Origin of the sequence: Actinoplanes auranticolor (assembly GCF_018332655.1) — a bacterium.
Taxonomy (GTDB): domain Bacteria; phylum Actinomycetota; class Actinomycetes; order Mycobacteriales; family Micromonosporaceae; genus Actinoplanes; species Actinoplanes auranticolor.
This window is the reverse complement of sequence record NZ_BOQL01000029.1, coordinates 115,522-131,589: the sequence shown is the minus strand read 5'-3', so window position 1 is coordinate 131,589 and position 16,068 is coordinate 115,522. Positions and strand designations below refer to the sequence as shown.

Genomic DNA, 16,068 nt, shown 5'->3' with positions numbered 1-16,068 from the left:
GCTTCCCTTGCGGGCCGGGCTTCCCTTGCGGGCCGGGCTTCCCTTGCGGGCCGGGCTTCCCTTGCGGGCCGGGCTTCCCTTGCGGGCCGGGCTTCCCTTCACTCGGGCTTTCCCTGCCCGGCCGGGCTTGTCCTAGGTTGGGGTGGTGGGTGTTCGAGGGCTTCTGCTTGATGCCGGCGGCGTGCTGATCGGACCGGTCGGCGGCCGGTGGAATCCCCGGTACGACTTCGAGCAGGTCCTCGCCCGCCATGTCCCCGGCATCCCGGACGATGCTCTGCCCGCCGCCTTCGCCGCCGGCCAGGTGGTGCTCGACACCGCCTCAGGCACCGCCGACCGGACCGGCTACCACCGGGCCATCCTGCGCGCTCTCGGCGTCGTCGCACCCACCTCCGAGCTGCTCGCCGAGCTCGAGCAGCCCACCGCCGGGCTTCCCGTCGAGACCTACCCGAGGTTCGGGACGTTCTGGCCCGGCTGCACGCCGACGGGGTGCCGATGGCCGTCGTCTCTGATTCGTGGCCGGATCTGGATGACCTTTTCCGGCGGCTCGGGCTGCGGGACTACTTCGTGACCCTGGTCATCTCGGCCGTGCTCGGGTGCCGTAAGCCTGATCCGCGGATGTACCGGGCCGGCAGTGACGCGCTCGGGCTGGCGCCCGCCGACTGCCTTTTCGTCGATGACGACCCCGACCTCGTCGGCGCGGCCATCCGGCTCGGTTATCAGGGCGTCACGCTGGTTCGTGAGCCCGGGGCGGAGCCGCCGGCCGCCACGCCGTGGATCACGTCGCTGCGGGAGCTTTCTCAGTAGCGGAACTTGTGCTGGGCGCTGCGGCGGTTCACCCAGGCCGGGAGCTCGTCCACGTGTTCCAGGTGCGGCACCTGTTCCACCGGGTCCTGGGGCTTCGTCACCTTGCGCATCGTCACCACGTACCCCTGGACCAGGCGGTCCTCGCGCAGGTCGCGGTACGTTGCCTCGACCATCACCTGGGTCTCGTCCGCCCGCTGCAGCGCGCAGTAGACCAACCCGTCGCCCTCGTCGCGCAGGGCTCGGCGGATCTGGCCGCGGTCGTCCGGGTGGACAAGGTCGGGCAGGTTTGCGAACGGCGGGAGCTCCTCCTGGCCGATCAGTTCGTGCAGGGCCGGGCTCGCGTACCGGATCTGCTGGTCCTCGTCGATGACCAGCATGATGTCCGCGGTGTTGCGGATCACCGCCCGCAGGTACAGGTCGCTGTCGCGGCGGCCGACCGCCTCCACCAGGGAGATCCGGTCCAGTGCCAGCGCCGCCTGGCCGGCCAGCACCTCCAGGGCGTCGCGGCTCACCGTCAGCATGTCCCGGCGGCCCGCCAGCACCAGGGCCCCGCCGCTCGGGCGGGCCACCGCCAGTGGCTCCAGCCACAGCGGACAGACCAGCGTTCCCTCGGCCGGGTTGGCGTCCGGCTTCTTCTCGTCGTCCAGCCACCAGCTGCGCGGGCGGGGGTTCGTCGCCGCCGCCGGCAGGGCCTGCAGGGTGAGCTGGCGGTCGTCGGTGGCGAACACGATGCGCTGCACGTCGTGCGGCGGCAGCAGCTGGGTCACCGCCGTGCGGACCACCTCGTCCACCGTGGCGTCGTCGGTCGCCGCCACCAGCGCCGCGCTGGCCTCGCGCAACACCCGCTCCCGGGTCAGTGCCTGGCTGTTCTGCGCCGCGGAGTCGGCGAGCCGGGTGAAGGCCAGCACCACCGTCAGGGCGCCCGCCACCGCGATGACCACGCCGTCGCGGACCTCGCCCTGCAGCGCCTCGACGAGCAGCACCAGCGGCGGCGTGGCCACCGACACGCCCAGCAGGGTCGCCCAGCGGCCCTGCCACGGCTTGGGCCGGATCGGCAGCGGAGTCGTCAGCTGGACCATCGACGGGTGCAGCGCCGCGCCGCCCCAGGCCAGGTACAGCAGCATGTAGCCGGCCTCGGACCACGTGCTCGGCGCCAGCGAGTACGCGATGTCGCTGGCCAGGATGCCCACCGCCCCGACGCCCAGCAGCACCGCCGACCAGTTGAACCAGACCGCCACGATGAGCCGGGCGCAGATGCCGACGAGCAGCAGGGCACCGAGCATGTCCTCCGGTGCGATCCCGCCCAGCCAGCTGATGCCACTGATCAGGAAGACCCAGACCACCAGCATGGCCGCGCAGGCGAAGGCCACGAGGTCGATCAGCCGGGCCCGGTCCATGAAGATCGCGCCCGCCCGGGTCAGCTGCAGCAGGGACAGCGCGATCAGGGCGAACATGGCCAGGTAGGCGACGTCGGCGGCGGGATACTCGTTGAGCGCGTGCAGGACGTCGCCGATGGCAACGGCGACGACGGAGGCGGCCAGCAGCAGCCAAGGCCCGATCCGGGCGGGCTTGTGCCGGCATATCCCGAAGATGATCGCGGCGACGCCGACGGCTCCCAGATGGATCCACTCGATGGCTTGGAGCACGACTAACTAGTACCAGTCCGGTCGCTGTCTGTCCACGTCGATGTATACGCAGCGCTATGACCAGGCAACATCGTGATCGTGACTCTTCGGGGCATGAATAAACGTGAATATGAAGGCTGATCGCCTAGCTGAAGACCTCAGCGATCACGGTGTCGTTGCCCGCGCCCTCGCCGCCGGTTACGGGCTGCCACTTACCGTCGAGGGCGGTCCATTCCCGGTCGGCGAACCGCACCCGCTCCACACCCGTGCCGCTGGCGTGCGAGACGAGCCAGTGGGCGTACCGCCAGCCGACGTTGACGTCCTTGACCGCGACGGTCAGGCCGCCGCTCTGGGTCGCCTCGATGGTGTTGAGGCCCTTGCCCCAGTCCAGCCGCATGCCCTCGGCCAGCGCGGCCGCGGCGGTGGCTCCGCGCAGGGCCGGCTCGCCGTTCACCGTGCACTCGACCGCGCCGGTGGCCCGGCCGGTGAGAGCCTTGGCCAGCACAGCGGATTCGTCGGCCCACTTCTCGTACGCGTTCGGGTAGGCCGACCGCTGCACCTTCTGTGCCGCGTCGGTGACCCGCATCTGCTGCCAGCCCTTGACCTTCTTGAGGGCGGAGTAGAACTTGCCCGCCGCGTACCTCGGGTCCTGGATCTTCTCCGGCGTGCCCCAGCCCTGGCTGGGGCGCTGCTGGAAGAGCCCGACCGAGTCGCGGTCGCCGGTGTCCAGATTCTCCAGCTTGGACTCCTGGAACGCGGTCGCCAGCGCGATCACCACGGCCTGCTCGGGCATCTTGCGCCGCAGGCCGACGGCGGTGATCGTGGCGGCGTTGGCCATCTGCACGAGGTCGAGGGCGACCTCGCCGTCGGCGCGCACGATGCATTCCGGGCCGAGCTGCGGCAGTTTGATCCGGCCGCCGATGGAGTTGACGGCCACGACCACGCCGAGGGCGCCGAGGAGCGCGAGCAGAACGACCAGGACTACCGGCTTTCTCCGCACGCACACTCCCTCCGTCGGGGGACAAGAGTAATCAACGAGTGCCCGTCTCCTGTGTCACCGGTACCCAGGAGGCCGGACGCTTCTCGCGGAAGGCCGCGACCCCCTCGCGGCCCTCGGCCGACCGGAAGTAGCCGGCCGAGCGCGCGGACAGCTCGGCCAGGTCGGCGCGCACCGTCTCGGCCGGCCGGCGGCGCAGCAACTGCTTGGTGCCGGCCAGGGCCAGCGGACCACCCCGGACCAGGGACTCCGTGTACGCCGTGACGGCCGCGTCCAGCCCGTCCGGCTCCACGGCCGCGGTGACCAGCCCGACCTCGGCCGCCCGTACCCCGTCGAAGACGTCGCCGGTGAGATAGAGCTCGGCGGCGGCCCGGGGCGCGAGCCGGGGCAGCACGGTGGCACTGATCACGGCCGGGATCACGCCCAGGCGCACCTCGGAGAACGCGAACGTCGCCGTCCGGGCGCAGACCGCGATGTCGGCCGCCGCGATCAGGCCCAGCCCGCCCGCGCGCGCCGGACCGGCGATCCGGGCCAGCACCGGCTTGGGGAACTCCCAGATCGCGGCGAGCACGTCGGCCAGCAGCTCGGCGGGGATCCTGCCGGTCTCGCGGGCCTCGGCGGTCTCCTTCAGGTCGGCCCCCGAGCAGAAGACCGGACCGGTGTGCGAGATCACCACCGCCCGGACGGCCGGATCGGTGACGGCGGCGTTCAGCGCCTCCAGCAGCTCGCGCATCAGCAGCGAGGAGAGCGCATTACGGTTCGCCGGGCTGTCCAGCGTCACGGTGGTCACCCCGGCGGCGGTGACGGTACGGACCAACTCCATGCCGGAACCCTAACGGTGTACGTGCACACTTGACGGATGCCTGGTCCCGCGCCCGAGGGCGAGCCCGTACCGAGTGACGGCTCGCTGCCCGACAGTGCCCTGCGCGACGTCGGCGGACGCGGCTTCGGGGTCTACGTCCACGTCCCGTTCTGCGCCAGCCGCTGCGGGTACTGCGACTTCAACACGTACACGGCGAGCGAGCTGGGCGGGGGAGCCAGCCGCGAGGGCTACGCCGACGCGGTCCTGGCCGAGCTGAAGCTGGCCGCCTCGGTCACCGGCGCGCCCGTCGACACCGTCTTCGTCGGTGGCGGCACGCCGACCCTGCTCGATCCGGCCGACCTGGGCCGGATCCTCGAGGGCATCGACCAGACCTGGGGACTGGCGGCCGGCGCCGAGATCACCACCGAGGCCAACCCCGAGTCGGTGACGCCGCGGTCGCTGCAGGCGCTGCGCAAGGCCGGCTACACCCGGATCTCGCTCGGGATGCAGTCGGCCGCTCCGGCGGTGCTGCAGATCCTGGAGCGCCGGCACACCGCCGGGCGGGCGCCGCAGGCCGCGATCGAGGCCCGCGAGGCCGGCTTCGACCACGTCAACCTGGATCTGATCTACGGGACGCCGGGGGAGACGCCGGAGGACTTCGAACGGTCGCTGGCGGCCGTGCTCGACGCGGGGGTGGACCACGTCAGCGCGTACTCGCTGATCGTCGAGGACGGGACGCGGATGGCGGCCCGGATGCGCCGTGGCGAGCTGCCGTACCCGGAGGACGACGTGGCCGCCGACCGCTACCTGGCCGCGGAGGCGGCGCTGGGCGGGGCGGGTTTCTCCTGGTACGAGGTGTCGAACTGGGCGACGACGCCGGACGCGCGCTGCCGGCACAACCTCCTGTACTGGACCGGCGGTGACTGGTGGGGGCTCGGGCCGGGCGCGCACAGCCACGTCGGCGGGGTGCGCTGGTGGAACGTCAAGCACCCGGCCGCGTACGCCAAGCGGGTGGAAGCGGGTCTGTCGCCCGGGCAGGGCCGGGAGATCCTCACCGACGAGGACCGGCACGTCGAGGACGTGATGTTGCGCGTACGCCTGCGCGAGGGCCTGCCGCTCACCGCGCTGGACGCCTCCGGGCTGACCGGCGCGGTCCGGGCCCTGGCCGACGGCCTGCTGGACCCGGCGGCGTACGAGGCCGGCCGGGTGGTCCTCACCCTGCGCGGCCGGCTGCTGGCCGACGCCGTGATCCGCGACCTGCTGCCGTAACGCCGATGGCGCCGGGCCGGGCCCGGCGCCATCGGGCGCGCTACTTGATGAGCGAGACCGTCATCGGGTAGTTGTACGGCTCGTTGTTGTTCGCCTTCACGCCGGCGACGATGCCGAAGATCGTGGCGATCGCCCAGGCCGCGATGCCGACGAAGAAGCCGATCACGATGCAGGTCAGCACCCAGCCGACGACGGCGATGATCGACCACAGGATCTGGAAGTTCAGCGCCTTGACCGCCTCGGCCCGCACGGCCGGGGACTGGTTGCCCTTGGCCAGCAGCGCGACCAGCGGCGCGATCCAGCCGGAGCAGCCGCCACCGAGGAACGCGCCGGCCGCGCCGCCGAAGTGGGCGACCAGGATCCACGTCTTGTCGTCGTTGCCCGGCGCGTAACCACCCGGCGGGTATCCGCCGGGCTGCTGGCCGTAGGCGCCGGGAGGGCCGTACGGGGTGCCACCGGGCGGCGGGCCGTAGCCGCCGGCACCCGAGCCGGGCGGCGGGCCGTAGCCACCGGCACCGGAACTGGGCGGCGGGCCGTAACCACCGGCACCCGAGGTGGGCGGCGGGGTGCCGTAGGTCGGCGGCTGCTGCGGCGGGGTGCCGTAGGCGGGCGGCTGCGGTGAGCCGTACGCCGGGGGCGGGGCCGATCCGGAGTTCGGATCGTTACCCGGATATGGGTTGAGCGGCGCGGTGGGGTCCGAAGGATTTCCCTCACCGGGCGGACGCGGCGGTTCAGTCATGCGCACACGGTAGGACCGCACGTCGAACGAGGCGAGGGCAACACCCGGGTGACGTCGGAGAATAGACAGTCGGCTAAGTGGCGTGGGCCCTGACAGCTGATCATCGCGCGGCGGGCGCGGGCGACGTAGACTGGCACTCGACTTCGCGGAGTGCCAGACGAGAGTGGAGGGATACGACATGAGTCTCGACGACCGCAAACTCGAAGTACTCCGCGCCATCGTCGAGGACTACGTCGCCACCCAGGAGCCGGTGGGCAGCAAGGCCCTGGTCGAGCGCCACCAGCTCGGCGTCTCGCCGGCCACGGTCCGCAACGACATGGCCGTGCTGGAGGAGGAGGGCTACATCCGGCAGCCGCACACCAGTGCCGGCCGGGTGCCCACCGACGCCGGCTACCGGCTCTTCGTCGACCGGCTCTCCCGGGTCAAGGCCCTGAGCCCGGCCGAGCGCCGCGCCATCGAGCGTTTCCTGGTCGGCGCGGTCGACCTCGACGACGTGGTGCACCGCACGGTGCGCCTGCTCGCGCAGCTCACCCGCCAGGTCGCCGTCGTGCAGTATCCGAGCCTGGCCCGCTCCTCGGTGCGTCACCTGGAGCTGGTCCCGATCTCCACCACCCGCGTCATGCTGGTGATGATCGCCGACACCGGCCGGGTCGAGCAACGCCTGGTGGAGCTGCCCGGGCCGACCCCCGGCGACGACGTGCTCGACATGCGCCGCGTGATCAACGCCAAGCTCACCGGGCAGAAGCTCGCCGACACCCCGCCGCTGGTGCAGACCCTGGTCGACGAGTGCGCCCCGGAGAAGCGCAACACGATGGCCTGCGTCGCCTCGGTGCTGCTGGAGACTCTGGTCGAGCGCAGTGAGGAACGCCTCGCTCTGGCGGGTACGGCGAACCTCACCCGCGGCGGCGTGCTGGACTTCCAGGGCTCGCTGCGGCCGGTCCTGGAGGCGCTTGAGGAGGAGGTCATCCTGCTCAAGCTCATCGGTGAGGTGGAGCCGAGCACCACCCGGGTCCGGATCGGCGACGAGAACGAGATCGACAACCTGCGGGCGGCCTCGGTGGTCAGCACGGGTTACGGACCGGGTACGACAATCGTTGGTGGGCTCGGCGTGCTCGGGCCGACCCGGATGGATTACCCCGGCACCATCGCCACGGTACGAGCCGTGGCACGCTACGTTGGCGATTTGCTGGCACAAAACTGACGGAACCGCTCAGCGCTGGGCAGACATGAGGACTCGAACCCCTGTGGCCAAGGACTATTACGGAATTCTCGGGATCAGCCGGGAAGCCACCGACGACGAGATCAAGCGCGCTTACCGCAAGCTGGCCCGTCAATACCACCCGGACGTCAATCCCGACCCCGAGGCGCACGAGAAGTTCAAGGACATCAACGCGGCGTACGAGGTCCTCTCGGACGACCAGAAGCGGCAGATCGTCGACCTCGGTGGTGACCCGCTGGCCCCCGGCGGTGGCGGCGCGGGCGGACCGGGTGGCCCCGGCGGGGCGGGCCCGTTCGTCGGTTTCCAGGACATCATGGACGCGTTCTTCGGCACGGCCGCCGGCGGCGGTTCCCGGGGACCGCGCCCGCGCACCCGGCCCGGCGCCGACGCGATCCTGCGCCTGGAGCTCGACCTGGTGGAGACGGCGTTCGGCGTCGAGGCCCCGATCACGGTCGACACCGCGGTGCTGTGCACCCAGTGCTCCGGCGCGGGCACCGCACCCGGCACCCACCTGGCCACCTGCGAGACCTGCGGTGGCCGGGGCGAGGTCCAGTCGGTCCAGCGCACCTTCCTCGGCCAGGTCGTCTCGTCCCGCCCGTGCCAGGTCTGCCAGGGTCACGGCACGGTGATCCCGCAGCCCTGCCCGACCTGCGCCGGCGACGGCCGGATCCGCACCCGCCGCTCGCTGACCGTGAAGATCCCGGCCGGCGTCGAGGACGGCATGCGCATCCGCCTGGCCCAGCAGGGCGAGGTCGGCCCGGGCGGCGGCACGGCCGGTGACCTGTACGTGGAGATCCACGAACGCCCCCACGACGTCTACTCCCGCAAGGGCGACGACCTGCACTGCCGGGTGACGCTGCCGATGACGGCCGCCGCGCTCGGCACCCGGCTGACCATCAAGACGCTGGACAGCGAGGAGAACATCGAGGTCAAGCCGGGCACCCAGCCGGCCTCGACGCTGCGCATCCGGGGCAAGGGCGTGCCGCACCTGCGCGGTCAGGGCCGGGGCGAACTGTTCGTGCACCTGGACGTGAAGACGCCGACCAAGCTGACGGCCGACCAGGAGCGGATGCTGCGCGACTTCGCCAAGACCCGGGGTGAGGACATCGCCGAGCTGAGCAAACAGGGCGGATTCTTCTCCCGCATGCGCGACGCCTTCAACGGACACTGAGACCGGGCAGCGTTCGGCTAGCGTGAGCGCGTGTCTGCGCCTCTTTTCCTCGTTGACGACCTGCCCGGTGGCAAGCGGTTCACGCTCGCCGGTGCGGAGGGGCATCACGCCGCCACCGTGCAGCGGCTGCGGGCCGGTGAGGTGCTGCTGCTCGGGGACGGGCGGGGCGGGACCGCTGTCGCCGAGGTGACCGGGGTCGGCCGGGGCAGCATCGACGTCGAGGTCACCCAGCGGGACTTCGTCGCCGCGCCGGATCCCCGGCTCGTGGTGGTGCAGGGCATCGCCAAGGGCGACCGTGGTGAGCTCGCGGTGCAGGCCATGACCGAGATCGGCGTGGACGAGATCGTGCCGTGGGCCGCCTCCCGGTCGGTCGCCCAGTGGCGCGGTGACCGCGGCGTCAAAGCCCGCGAGAAGTGGGTCAGCACCACGCGGGAGGCGGCCAAGCAGGCCCGGCGTCCGTGGCTGCCCGTGGTCTCCGGCAGCCCCGACGTCTCCACCAAGAAGGCCTCCGGGCTGCTCTCCGCGGCCGCCGCCGCGTTCGTGCTGCACGAGGAGGCCACGGACCGGCTCAGTCAGGCCAAGCTGCCCGACGCCGGGGACATCGTGCTGGTCGTCGGGCCCGAGGGCGGGATCAGCGATCAGGAGCTGGGGTCCTTCGTCGCGGCCGGGGCGCAGCCGGTGCGGCTCGGGGAGTCCGTGCTGCGCACTTCCACCGCCGGGATGGCCGCACTCGCCGTGCTCTCCGCCCGCCTGGAGCGCTGGTGACGACGGCGCCGGCGACAACCGGATGGTGACGGGTAAGGAAGGTTAGCCTAAGCTTCGCGGCATGGTGCTGACGCGGACGCCCGCCCCGGTGCGACCGGGACCGAAGGCCGTTCCGGCCGCCGCCGGGCTCGCCGCGACCCAGACCCGCCGCACCCTGGGCCTGCTGATCTGTCTGGGCGTGCTGGCTGTGGTCTGCCTACTGAGCCTCGCGCTGGGCACCCGCACCATCTCCCCGGGCGCCGTCTGGGACGCGTTCTTCCACTTCACCGACACCGACGACCAGTCGATCGTGCGGGACCTGCGGGTGCCGCGGACCGTGCTCGGGCTGCTGGCCGGCGTCGCCTTCGGACTGTCCGGCGCGGTCATCCAGGCCGTCACCCGCAACCCGCTCGCCGACACCCAGATCCTCGGCATCAACGCCGGCGCCGGGCTGTTCGTGGTGTTCGCGGTCGGGGTGCTCGGCCTGACCAGCCTCACCCAGTACATGTGGTTCGGGTTCGCCGGCGTCGCGTTCGCGCTCACCCTGGTCTACCTGCTCGGGTCCACCGGGCGCGGCGGTGCCACCCCGATCCGCCTCACCCTCGCCGGCGTGGCGCTGGGTGCCGTCATGGACGGCATCTCCGGCGGCATCCGGCTCGTGCGTCCCCGCGCCTTCGACTACCTGCGGTTCTGGGACGTCGGCTCGCTGGCCGGGCGGCCGCTGGACGTGGCCACCACGATCCTGCCGTTCGTGCTGGCCGGGACGGTGCTCGCCCTGGTCGTCGCCCGGTCGCTGAACGCCGTGGCGCTCGGCGACGATCTCGCCCGTACCCTCGGCGCCCGGATCGGCCGGACCCGGGTCCTGGCCACCGTCTCGGTCATGCTGCTGGCCGGCGCGGCGACCGCCGCGGTCGGGCCGATCGGGTTCGTCGGGCTGATGGTGCCGCACGTGGTGCGCTGGATCGTCGGCCCGGACCAGCGCTGGATCTTCGTCTACACCGTGGTGTGCGGCCCGGTGCTGCTGCTGCTCGCCGACATCGTCGGCCGGCTCGTGGTGCGGCCGGGTGAGCTGCGCGTCGGCGTGGTCACCGCCTTCATCGGCGCGCCCGTGCTGATCTGGTGGGTCCGCCGGGCCCGGGTGAGTGGCCTGTGAGCGTCGACTTCGGCCGCAAGGTCGTGGTGCTGCGCCCGCACCGCAACGCGTCCGCGCGGGTCTCGCTGCGGCCCGCACTGGTCTGCGTGGTGCTCGTGCTGGCCGCGCTCGCCGTCGGGGTGCTGACCCTGGGCACCGGTGAGTTCACCCTCACCCCGGCCGAGGTGTTGCAGGCCCTGTCCGGGGAGGGGACCCGGGCCGCCCGGCTGGTGGTCGTCGAGTGGCGGATGCCGCGGGTGCTGCTGGCGCTGGTGATCGGCGCCGCGCTCGGGCTGGCCGGGGCCGTCTTCCAGGCGCTGACCCGCAATCCGCTGGGCAGCCCGGACGTCATCGGCTTCAGCACGGGCGCGTACACCGGAGTGCTGATCGTGACCGTCCTGTTCGGCAACGGGTACTACGTGGTCGCGGCCGGCGCGCTGGCCGGTGGGCTGGCCACCGCCGTCGCCGTCTACCTGCTGGCTTTCAAGCGGGGGGTGCAGGGCTTCCGGCTGATCATCGTGGGCATCGCGATCAGCGCCATGCTGGCCTCGGTCAACCAGTGGTTCATCATCAAGGTCGACCTGCAGGCGGCCTTCGCCGCCCTGCTCTGGGGGCAGGGCAGCCTCAACGGCCTGGGCTGGGCGCAGGTCACCCCGGTGGCGGTCACCGTCGGCGTGCTGTGCCTGCTCCTCATCGGGTACGGCCCCCGCCTGTCCCTGCTGGAGATGGGTGAGGACGCGGCTGCCGCGCTGGGCGTACGCGTGGAACCGACGCGGCTCGCGTACCTGGTCATCGGGGTTGCTCTCACCGCGGTCGCGACCGCGGCCGCCGGTCCCATCGCCTTCGTCGCACTGGCCGCCCCGCAGCTCGCCCAGCGTGTCACCCGCACGCCCGGCATCGCGCTGGTGCCCTCGGCCGCCATGGGCGCCTTCCTGCTGATGCTCAGTGATTTTCTCGCCCAGCGGGCGTTCGCCCCGACCCAGCTGCCGGTCGGGGTCGTGACCGTGTCGGTGGGTGGCATCTACTTCGTCTGGCTGCTGGTCCGCCAGGCGCGACGTTAGGGGTCTCGATGAGTCTGGCCGCCCGCGACATCACCATCGGGTACGACCGCAGGACGATCAGCGAGCACCTCGACCTCGAGGTGCCGCAGAGCCGCTTCACCGCGATCATCGGGCCCAACGCCTGCGGCAAGTCCACGCTGCTGCGCGCGCTGTCCCGGCTGCTCAAGCCCAGCGCCGGCGAGGTGCTGCTGGACGGCCGCGACATCCACGCGCGGCCGGCCAAGGAGGTGGCCCGCCGGCTCGGGCTGCTGCCGCAGTCGTCGATCGCCCCGGACGGGATCACCGTCGCCGAGCTGGTCGCCCGTGGCCGGTTCCCGCACCAGAAGCTGATCCGGCAGTGGTCGGCCGAGGACGAGACCGCCGTGGTCGCCGCGATGGCCGCCACCGGTGTGACGGACCTCTCCGGTGAGCTCGTCGACACCCTCTCCGGCGGGCAGCGGCAGCGGGTCTGGGTGGCCATGGTGCTGGCCCAGCAGACGCCGATCGTGCTGCTGGACGAGCCGACCACGTTCCTGGACATCGCCCACCAGATCGAGCTGCTGGAGCTGTGCGTGCGGCTCAACCGGGAGCAGGGCACGACGATGGTCGCGGTGCTGCACGACCTCAACCAGGCCGCCCGGTACGCCGACCACCTGGTGGTGATGAAGGCCGGGGTGATCGTGGCCCAGGGCGACCCGCGCGAGGTCATGACCGCCGAGCTGGTCGAGGACGTCTTCGCGCTGGGCTGCCGGATCATCGACGACCCGGAGACGGGTACGCCGCTGGTCATCCCGCGCTCGAAGGTGACCCAGCGCGTAGGTTAGGCTGACCTTACTTTTCGGCCGACCTGTGGGGAGACGTCGTGTCCAGCAACCCGTTCGACGACGAGAACGGCACCTTCCACGTCCTCGTGAACGACGAGGAGCAGCACTCGCTCTGGCCGTCCTTCAAGGAGATCCCGTCGGGCTGGCGCAGCGTCTTCGGGCCGGCGCCGCGGCAGCAGGCCATCGACTACGTGGACGCCAACTGGACCGACCTGCGCCCCAAGTCGCTGCGCGACAGCATGGCCCAGTGAGTAAGTCCGGCGCGCGGATTCTCCTTCGCACGACCACCCGGAACGCCAAACGGCTGTGGCTCGGCACCGGCCTGATCGCGGTGCACCAGGCCTGCGAGACGTTCGTCCCGGTGCTGATCGGTGTGATCATCGACCGGGCCGTCACGCCCGGCGACCTGGGACAGCTGCTGCTGTGGGTGGGCGTGCTGGCCGTGCAGTTCACGTTGCTGACCACGGCGTACCGCTTCGGCGCGCGGCAGCTCATGGCCGCCATCGCCGAGGAGGGTCACCAGCTGCGCCTGGAGGTCTCGGCGAAGATCCTGCACCCGCGCGGGGTGCGTACCGACCTGCGGGCCGGGGATCTGCTGACGGTGTCCACGAGCGACGCCGACAACACGTCGTACCTGCTGGACTACGTGCCGCGGATCGCCGGTGCCATCGTCGCCACGGTGATCAGTGCGGTGGTGCTGCTGCTGATCTCCGTACCGCTGGGCCTGGTCGTCCTGGTCGCCACCCCGCTGGTGCTGGTGCTGCTGCAGGTCAGCTCGCCGCTGATCACCCGGCGGGTCGCCGACCAGCAGGAGCAGGCCGGCCGGGCCACCTCGCTGGCCACCGACCTGGTCACCGGGCTGCGGCCGCTGCGCGGCATCGGCGCGCAGGACGCCGCCGCCGAGAACTACCGGGTGGTCAGCCGCCGCTCGCTGGCGGCGACGCTGCGCGCGTCGCGCACCCAGGGCGGCTACCTGACCGCCTCCACCGTGCTCAGCACGCTGCTGGCCTGCGGCATCGCCATCCTGGCGGGCTGGTTCGCGCTGACCGGCCGGATCACCGTCGGGCAGTTCATCACGGTGATCGGGCTGGCCCAGTTCCTCATCGAGCCGTTCGGGACGCTGGCCGTGGTGCCGAGCTGGATCGCCGAGGCGCGCGCGTCCGCGGACCGGGTCGCGCTGGTCACCGACGCCGGCCTGATGCTGCCGGAAGGCACCGACAAGCCCGCCGAGCACCCGTGCGACCTGCGCCTGTCCGGTGTCCGGCACGGCCCGCTGGACGGCCTCGACCTGCACGTGCGGCCGGGCGAGTTCGTCGGCGTGGTGGCCCGCCGTCCCGGCGACGCCGAGGCGCTGGTGAAGCTGCTCAGCGTCCCCGCCGGCTACGACGGCAGCGTGCTGCTCGGCGGCTCGCCGCTGGAACAGGTCGACCGCGCCCACGCGCGCCGGCTGCTGCTGGTCGAGCCGCACCACACCGACCTCTTCACCGGGACGATCGCGGCCAACGTGGGCGTGCACGCCGACGGGGAGATCCCGGCCGACGTGCTCAGCGCCGCGGCCGCCGACGAGGTGCTGGACACCCAGCCGGAGCGGCTCGACGCGCTCGTCGCCGAACGCGGCGCCAGCCTCTCCGGCGGCCAGCGCCAGCGGATCGCCCTGGCCCGCGCGCTGCTGGCCCGGCCGCCGGTGCTGGTGCTGCACGACCCGACCACCGCCGTCGACGCGGTCACCGAGCACGCCATCGCCCAGGGCATCCGCGCGCTGCGGCACGGCCCGGAATCCGGCTTCGCCACCGTCGTCATCACCAGCAGCCCGGCGCTGCTCGCGGCCACCGACCGCATCGTCGTCCTCGGCGACGGCGTGGTCGCGGCCGAGGGTGAGCACGAGGAGCTGGGCGCGAGCGACGAGACCTACCGACAGTTGGTGCTGCGATGACCCAGATCCTGCCCATCGCGACCGCCCGGCAGACCCGCGGCTGGCTGTGGGCCGAGCTGCGCGGCCGCCGGGCCGAGGTGACCGGGACGCTGCTGGTCGGCCTGCTCGCGGCCGCGGCCTCGATCGTCCCCGTGTACGCCCTCGGCATGCTCGTCGACCGGGTCCGTGAAGGTGCCGGCACGGGTGCGATCGTGTCGATCTCCGTCGTCATCGTCACCTCCGCGCTGATCGGCGGGGGTGCGATCGGGCTGTCGTCGTACCTGATCGGCCGGCTCGGCGCCCGGATGCTCGCCGACCTGCGCGAGAGCACCGTCGCGACCGCGTTGCGGCTGCCGGCCCTGGTGCTGGACCGGGCCGGGCGCGGCGACCTGCTGTCCCGGGTCGGCGCGGACATCGCCGCGATCGGCAAGGCCGTCTCCGACGTGCTGCCCAACGTGATCTCGGCGCTGCTGCTGGGCGTGCTGAGCCTGGTGGCCATGGCCGGTATCGACTGGCGGCTCGGGCTGGCCGGCGCCGTCGCGGTGCCGTTCTACGTGGTGGCGCTGCGCTGGTACCTGCCCCGGTCGGCCCCCCGCTACGCCGCGGAGCGCAAGGCTGTCGCCGAGCGGTCGCAGCTGCTGGTGGAGAGCATGCAGGGGCTGCGGACCGTGCACGCGTACCGGCTGGAGCAGCGGCACCTGGCCGACATCGACGCCGCGTCGGCCAAGGCGCGCGACATCGACGTCGGCGTCTTCACGCTCTTCACCCGCTTCGTCGGTCGGGTCAACCGGGCCGAGTTCTTCGGGCTGGCGGCGATCCTGGTGGTCGGCTACTGGCTGGTCCGCGACGGCTCGGTGACCGTCGGGCAGGCTTCCGCCGCCGCGCTGCTGTTCCACCGGCTGTTCAACCCGGTGTCCACACTGCTGTTCACCTTCGACGAGATCCAGGCGGCCGGCGCGAGCCTGTCCCGGCTGGTCGGGGTCGAGACGATGCCGGTCGAGCGGCGCGGCGCGGGCCGGCCGCCGGCCGACGCGGCGCTGACCCTGGACGAGGTCAGCTTCAGCTACGACGGCCGCACGCCGGTGCTGCGCAAGGTCAGCCTCCGGCTGGAGCCGGGGGAGCGGGTGGCGCTGGTCGGCTCCACCGGGGCCGGCAAGACCACGGTGGCCTCCATCGCGGCCGGGGTGCTGCGCCCGGACGAGGGCGTGGCGCGGGTCGGCGGGGTGCCGGTGGCCGAGCTGCCGAGCGAGACCGTGGCGATCATCAGCCAGGAGACGCACGTCTTCGCCGGACCGCTCATCGAGGATCTGCGGCTGGCCCACCCGGGAGCGACCGTGGAGGAGGTCTCCGCCGCCCTCGAAACGGTGGGTGCTCTGCACTGGGCACGGGCGCTGCCGGAGGGCCTGGACACGCTGGTCGGTGACGGCAGCCACGAACTGACTGCCGCACAGGCGCAGCAGCTGGCGCTGGCCCGGCTGGTGCTGCTGGACCCGGCGGTGGCGGTGCTGGACGAGGCGACGGCTGAGGCCGGCAGCGCGGGTGCGCGGGCGCTGGAGGAGGCCGCGGCGGCGGCGACGCGGGGGCGGACGGTGCTGGTCGTGGCGCACCGGCTCACCCAGGCGGCGTCGGCGGACCGGGTCATCGTGCTGGAGCACGGGGAGATCGTGGAGTCCGGGCCGCACGGCGAGCTGGTCGCGGCGGGGGGCCGCTACGCGCAGCTGTGGTCGGCGTGGGAGACCCGCAGCTCCGCTCCCGCGCGGACCTGAGAGCCGGGCGGCTCTCAGGTCCGC

At 72.4% G+C, this 16,068-nt stretch carries 15 protein-coding genes; 11 read left to right on the top strand and 4 right to left on the bottom strand.

The features are described 5' to 3' along the window. Nucleotides 1-207: 207 nt before the first annotated feature. Nucleotides 208-804, top strand: coding sequence for an HAD family hydrolase (locus Aau02nite_RS47865; RefSeq protein WP_212989944.1), 597 nt, complete (start codon nucleotides 208-210; stop codon nucleotides 802-804). Here Aau02nite_RS47865 and Aau02nite_RS19570 read toward each other — a convergent pair. The 3 genes from Aau02nite_RS19570 to Aau02nite_RS19560 form a co-directional block, all read right to left on the bottom strand. Beyond that, a complete protein-coding gene (locus tag Aau02nite_RS19570) occupies nucleotides 798-2,450 on the bottom strand; it encodes a PAS domain-containing protein (protein ID WP_212989943.1) in 1,653 nt (550 codons plus the stop codon). The two genes, Aau02nite_RS47865 and Aau02nite_RS19570, sit on opposite strands and share 7 nt — an antisense overlap. Nucleotides 2,451-2,574: 124 nt before the next feature. Continuing rightward, entirely contained in the window at nucleotides 2,575-3,435 is an 861-nt protein-coding gene (locus tag Aau02nite_RS19565) for a hypothetical protein (protein WP_212989942.1), read from the bottom strand. Nucleotides 3,436-3,460: 25 nt separating this feature from the next. Next, nucleotides 3,461-4,249, bottom strand: a complete 789-nt coding sequence (locus Aau02nite_RS19560; RefSeq protein ID WP_212989941.1) for an enoyl-CoA hydratase-related protein — start codon at nucleotides 4,247-4,249, stop codon at nucleotides 3,461-3,463. A gap of 36 nt (nucleotides 4,250-4,285) precedes the next feature. Between Aau02nite_RS19560 and hemW the strand changes: the two genes are divergently transcribed. Continuing rightward, nucleotides 4,286-5,497: a radical SAM family heme chaperone HemW gene (gene hemW, locus Aau02nite_RS19555; RefSeq protein WP_212989940.1), complete on the top strand. Its 1,212-nt coding sequence runs from the start codon at nucleotides 4,286-4,288 to the stop codon at nucleotides 5,495-5,497. A gap of 40 nt (nucleotides 5,498-5,537) precedes the next feature. On the opposite strand, the gene Aau02nite_RS19550 is transcribed toward hemW, so the two are convergent. Next, on the bottom strand, nucleotides 5,538-6,236 hold the full coding sequence (locus tag Aau02nite_RS19550) for a DUF4870 domain-containing protein (RefSeq protein ID WP_212989939.1): 699 nt from the start codon (nucleotides 6,234-6,236) through the stop codon (nucleotides 5,538-5,540). A 178-nt stretch (nucleotides 6,237-6,414) separates the two neighbouring features. On the opposite strand from Aau02nite_RS19550, the gene hrcA reads away from it, so the two are divergent. The 9 genes from hrcA to Aau02nite_RS19505 all read left to right on the top strand — a co-directional run bounded on the left by hrcA (nucleotide 6,415) and on the right by Aau02nite_RS19505 (nucleotide 16,044). Next, complete coding sequence (gene hrcA / locus Aau02nite_RS19545) at nucleotides 6,415-7,437, top strand: heat-inducible transcriptional repressor HrcA (RefSeq protein ID WP_212989938.1); 1,023 nt, start codon at nucleotides 6,415-6,417, stop codon at nucleotides 7,435-7,437. Nucleotides 7,438-7,480: 43 nt separating this feature from the next. Beyond that, entirely contained in the window at nucleotides 7,481-8,626 is a 1,146-nt protein-coding gene (dnaJ, locus tag Aau02nite_RS19540) for a molecular chaperone DnaJ (RefSeq protein WP_203770907.1), read from the top strand. A 30-nt stretch (nucleotides 8,627-8,656) separates the two neighbouring features. Beyond that, on the top strand, nucleotides 8,657-9,391 hold the full coding sequence (locus Aau02nite_RS19535) for a 16S rRNA (uracil(1498)-N(3))-methyltransferase (protein ID WP_212989937.1): 735 nt from the start codon (nucleotides 8,657-8,659) through the stop codon (nucleotides 9,389-9,391). A gap of 61 nt (nucleotides 9,392-9,452) precedes the next feature. Continuing rightward, on the top strand, nucleotides 9,453-10,523 hold the full coding sequence (locus Aau02nite_RS19530) for an iron chelate uptake ABC transporter family permease subunit (protein WP_212989936.1): 1,071 nt from the start codon (nucleotides 9,453-9,455) through the stop codon (nucleotides 10,521-10,523). Further along, the gene (locus Aau02nite_RS19525; RefSeq protein ID WP_212989935.1) at nucleotides 10,520-11,563 is read left to right on the top strand and encodes a FecCD family ABC transporter permease; all 1,044 of its coding nucleotides are present in this window, start codon (nucleotides 10,520-10,522) and stop codon (nucleotides 11,561-11,563) included. The genes Aau02nite_RS19530 and Aau02nite_RS19525 overlap by 4 nt, the downstream gene beginning before the upstream one ends. Before the next feature lie 8 nt (nucleotides 11,564-11,571). Next, nucleotides 11,572-12,366 (top strand): ABC transporter ATP-binding protein, encoded by a 795-nt coding sequence (locus Aau02nite_RS19520; protein ID WP_212989934.1) that lies wholly within the window; start codon nucleotides 11,572-11,574, stop codon nucleotides 12,364-12,366. A 38-nt stretch (nucleotides 12,367-12,404) separates the two neighbouring features. Beyond that, nucleotides 12,405-12,617 (top strand): MbtH family protein, encoded by a 213-nt coding sequence (locus Aau02nite_RS19515; protein ID WP_212989933.1) that lies wholly within the window; start codon nucleotides 12,405-12,407, stop codon nucleotides 12,615-12,617. Then, complete coding sequence (locus tag Aau02nite_RS19510; protein WP_212989932.1) at nucleotides 12,614-14,299, top strand: ABC transporter ATP-binding protein; 1,686 nt, start codon at nucleotides 12,614-12,616, stop codon at nucleotides 14,297-14,299. The genes Aau02nite_RS19515 and Aau02nite_RS19510 overlap by 4 nt, the downstream gene beginning before the upstream one ends. Further along, on the top strand, nucleotides 14,296-16,044 hold the full coding sequence (locus tag Aau02nite_RS19505; protein ID WP_212989931.1) for an ABC transporter ATP-binding protein: 1,749 nt from the start codon (nucleotides 14,296-14,298) through the stop codon (nucleotides 16,042-16,044). The genes Aau02nite_RS19510 and Aau02nite_RS19505 overlap by 4 nt, the downstream gene beginning before the upstream one ends. Nucleotides 16,045-16,068: the final 24 nt, after the last annotated feature.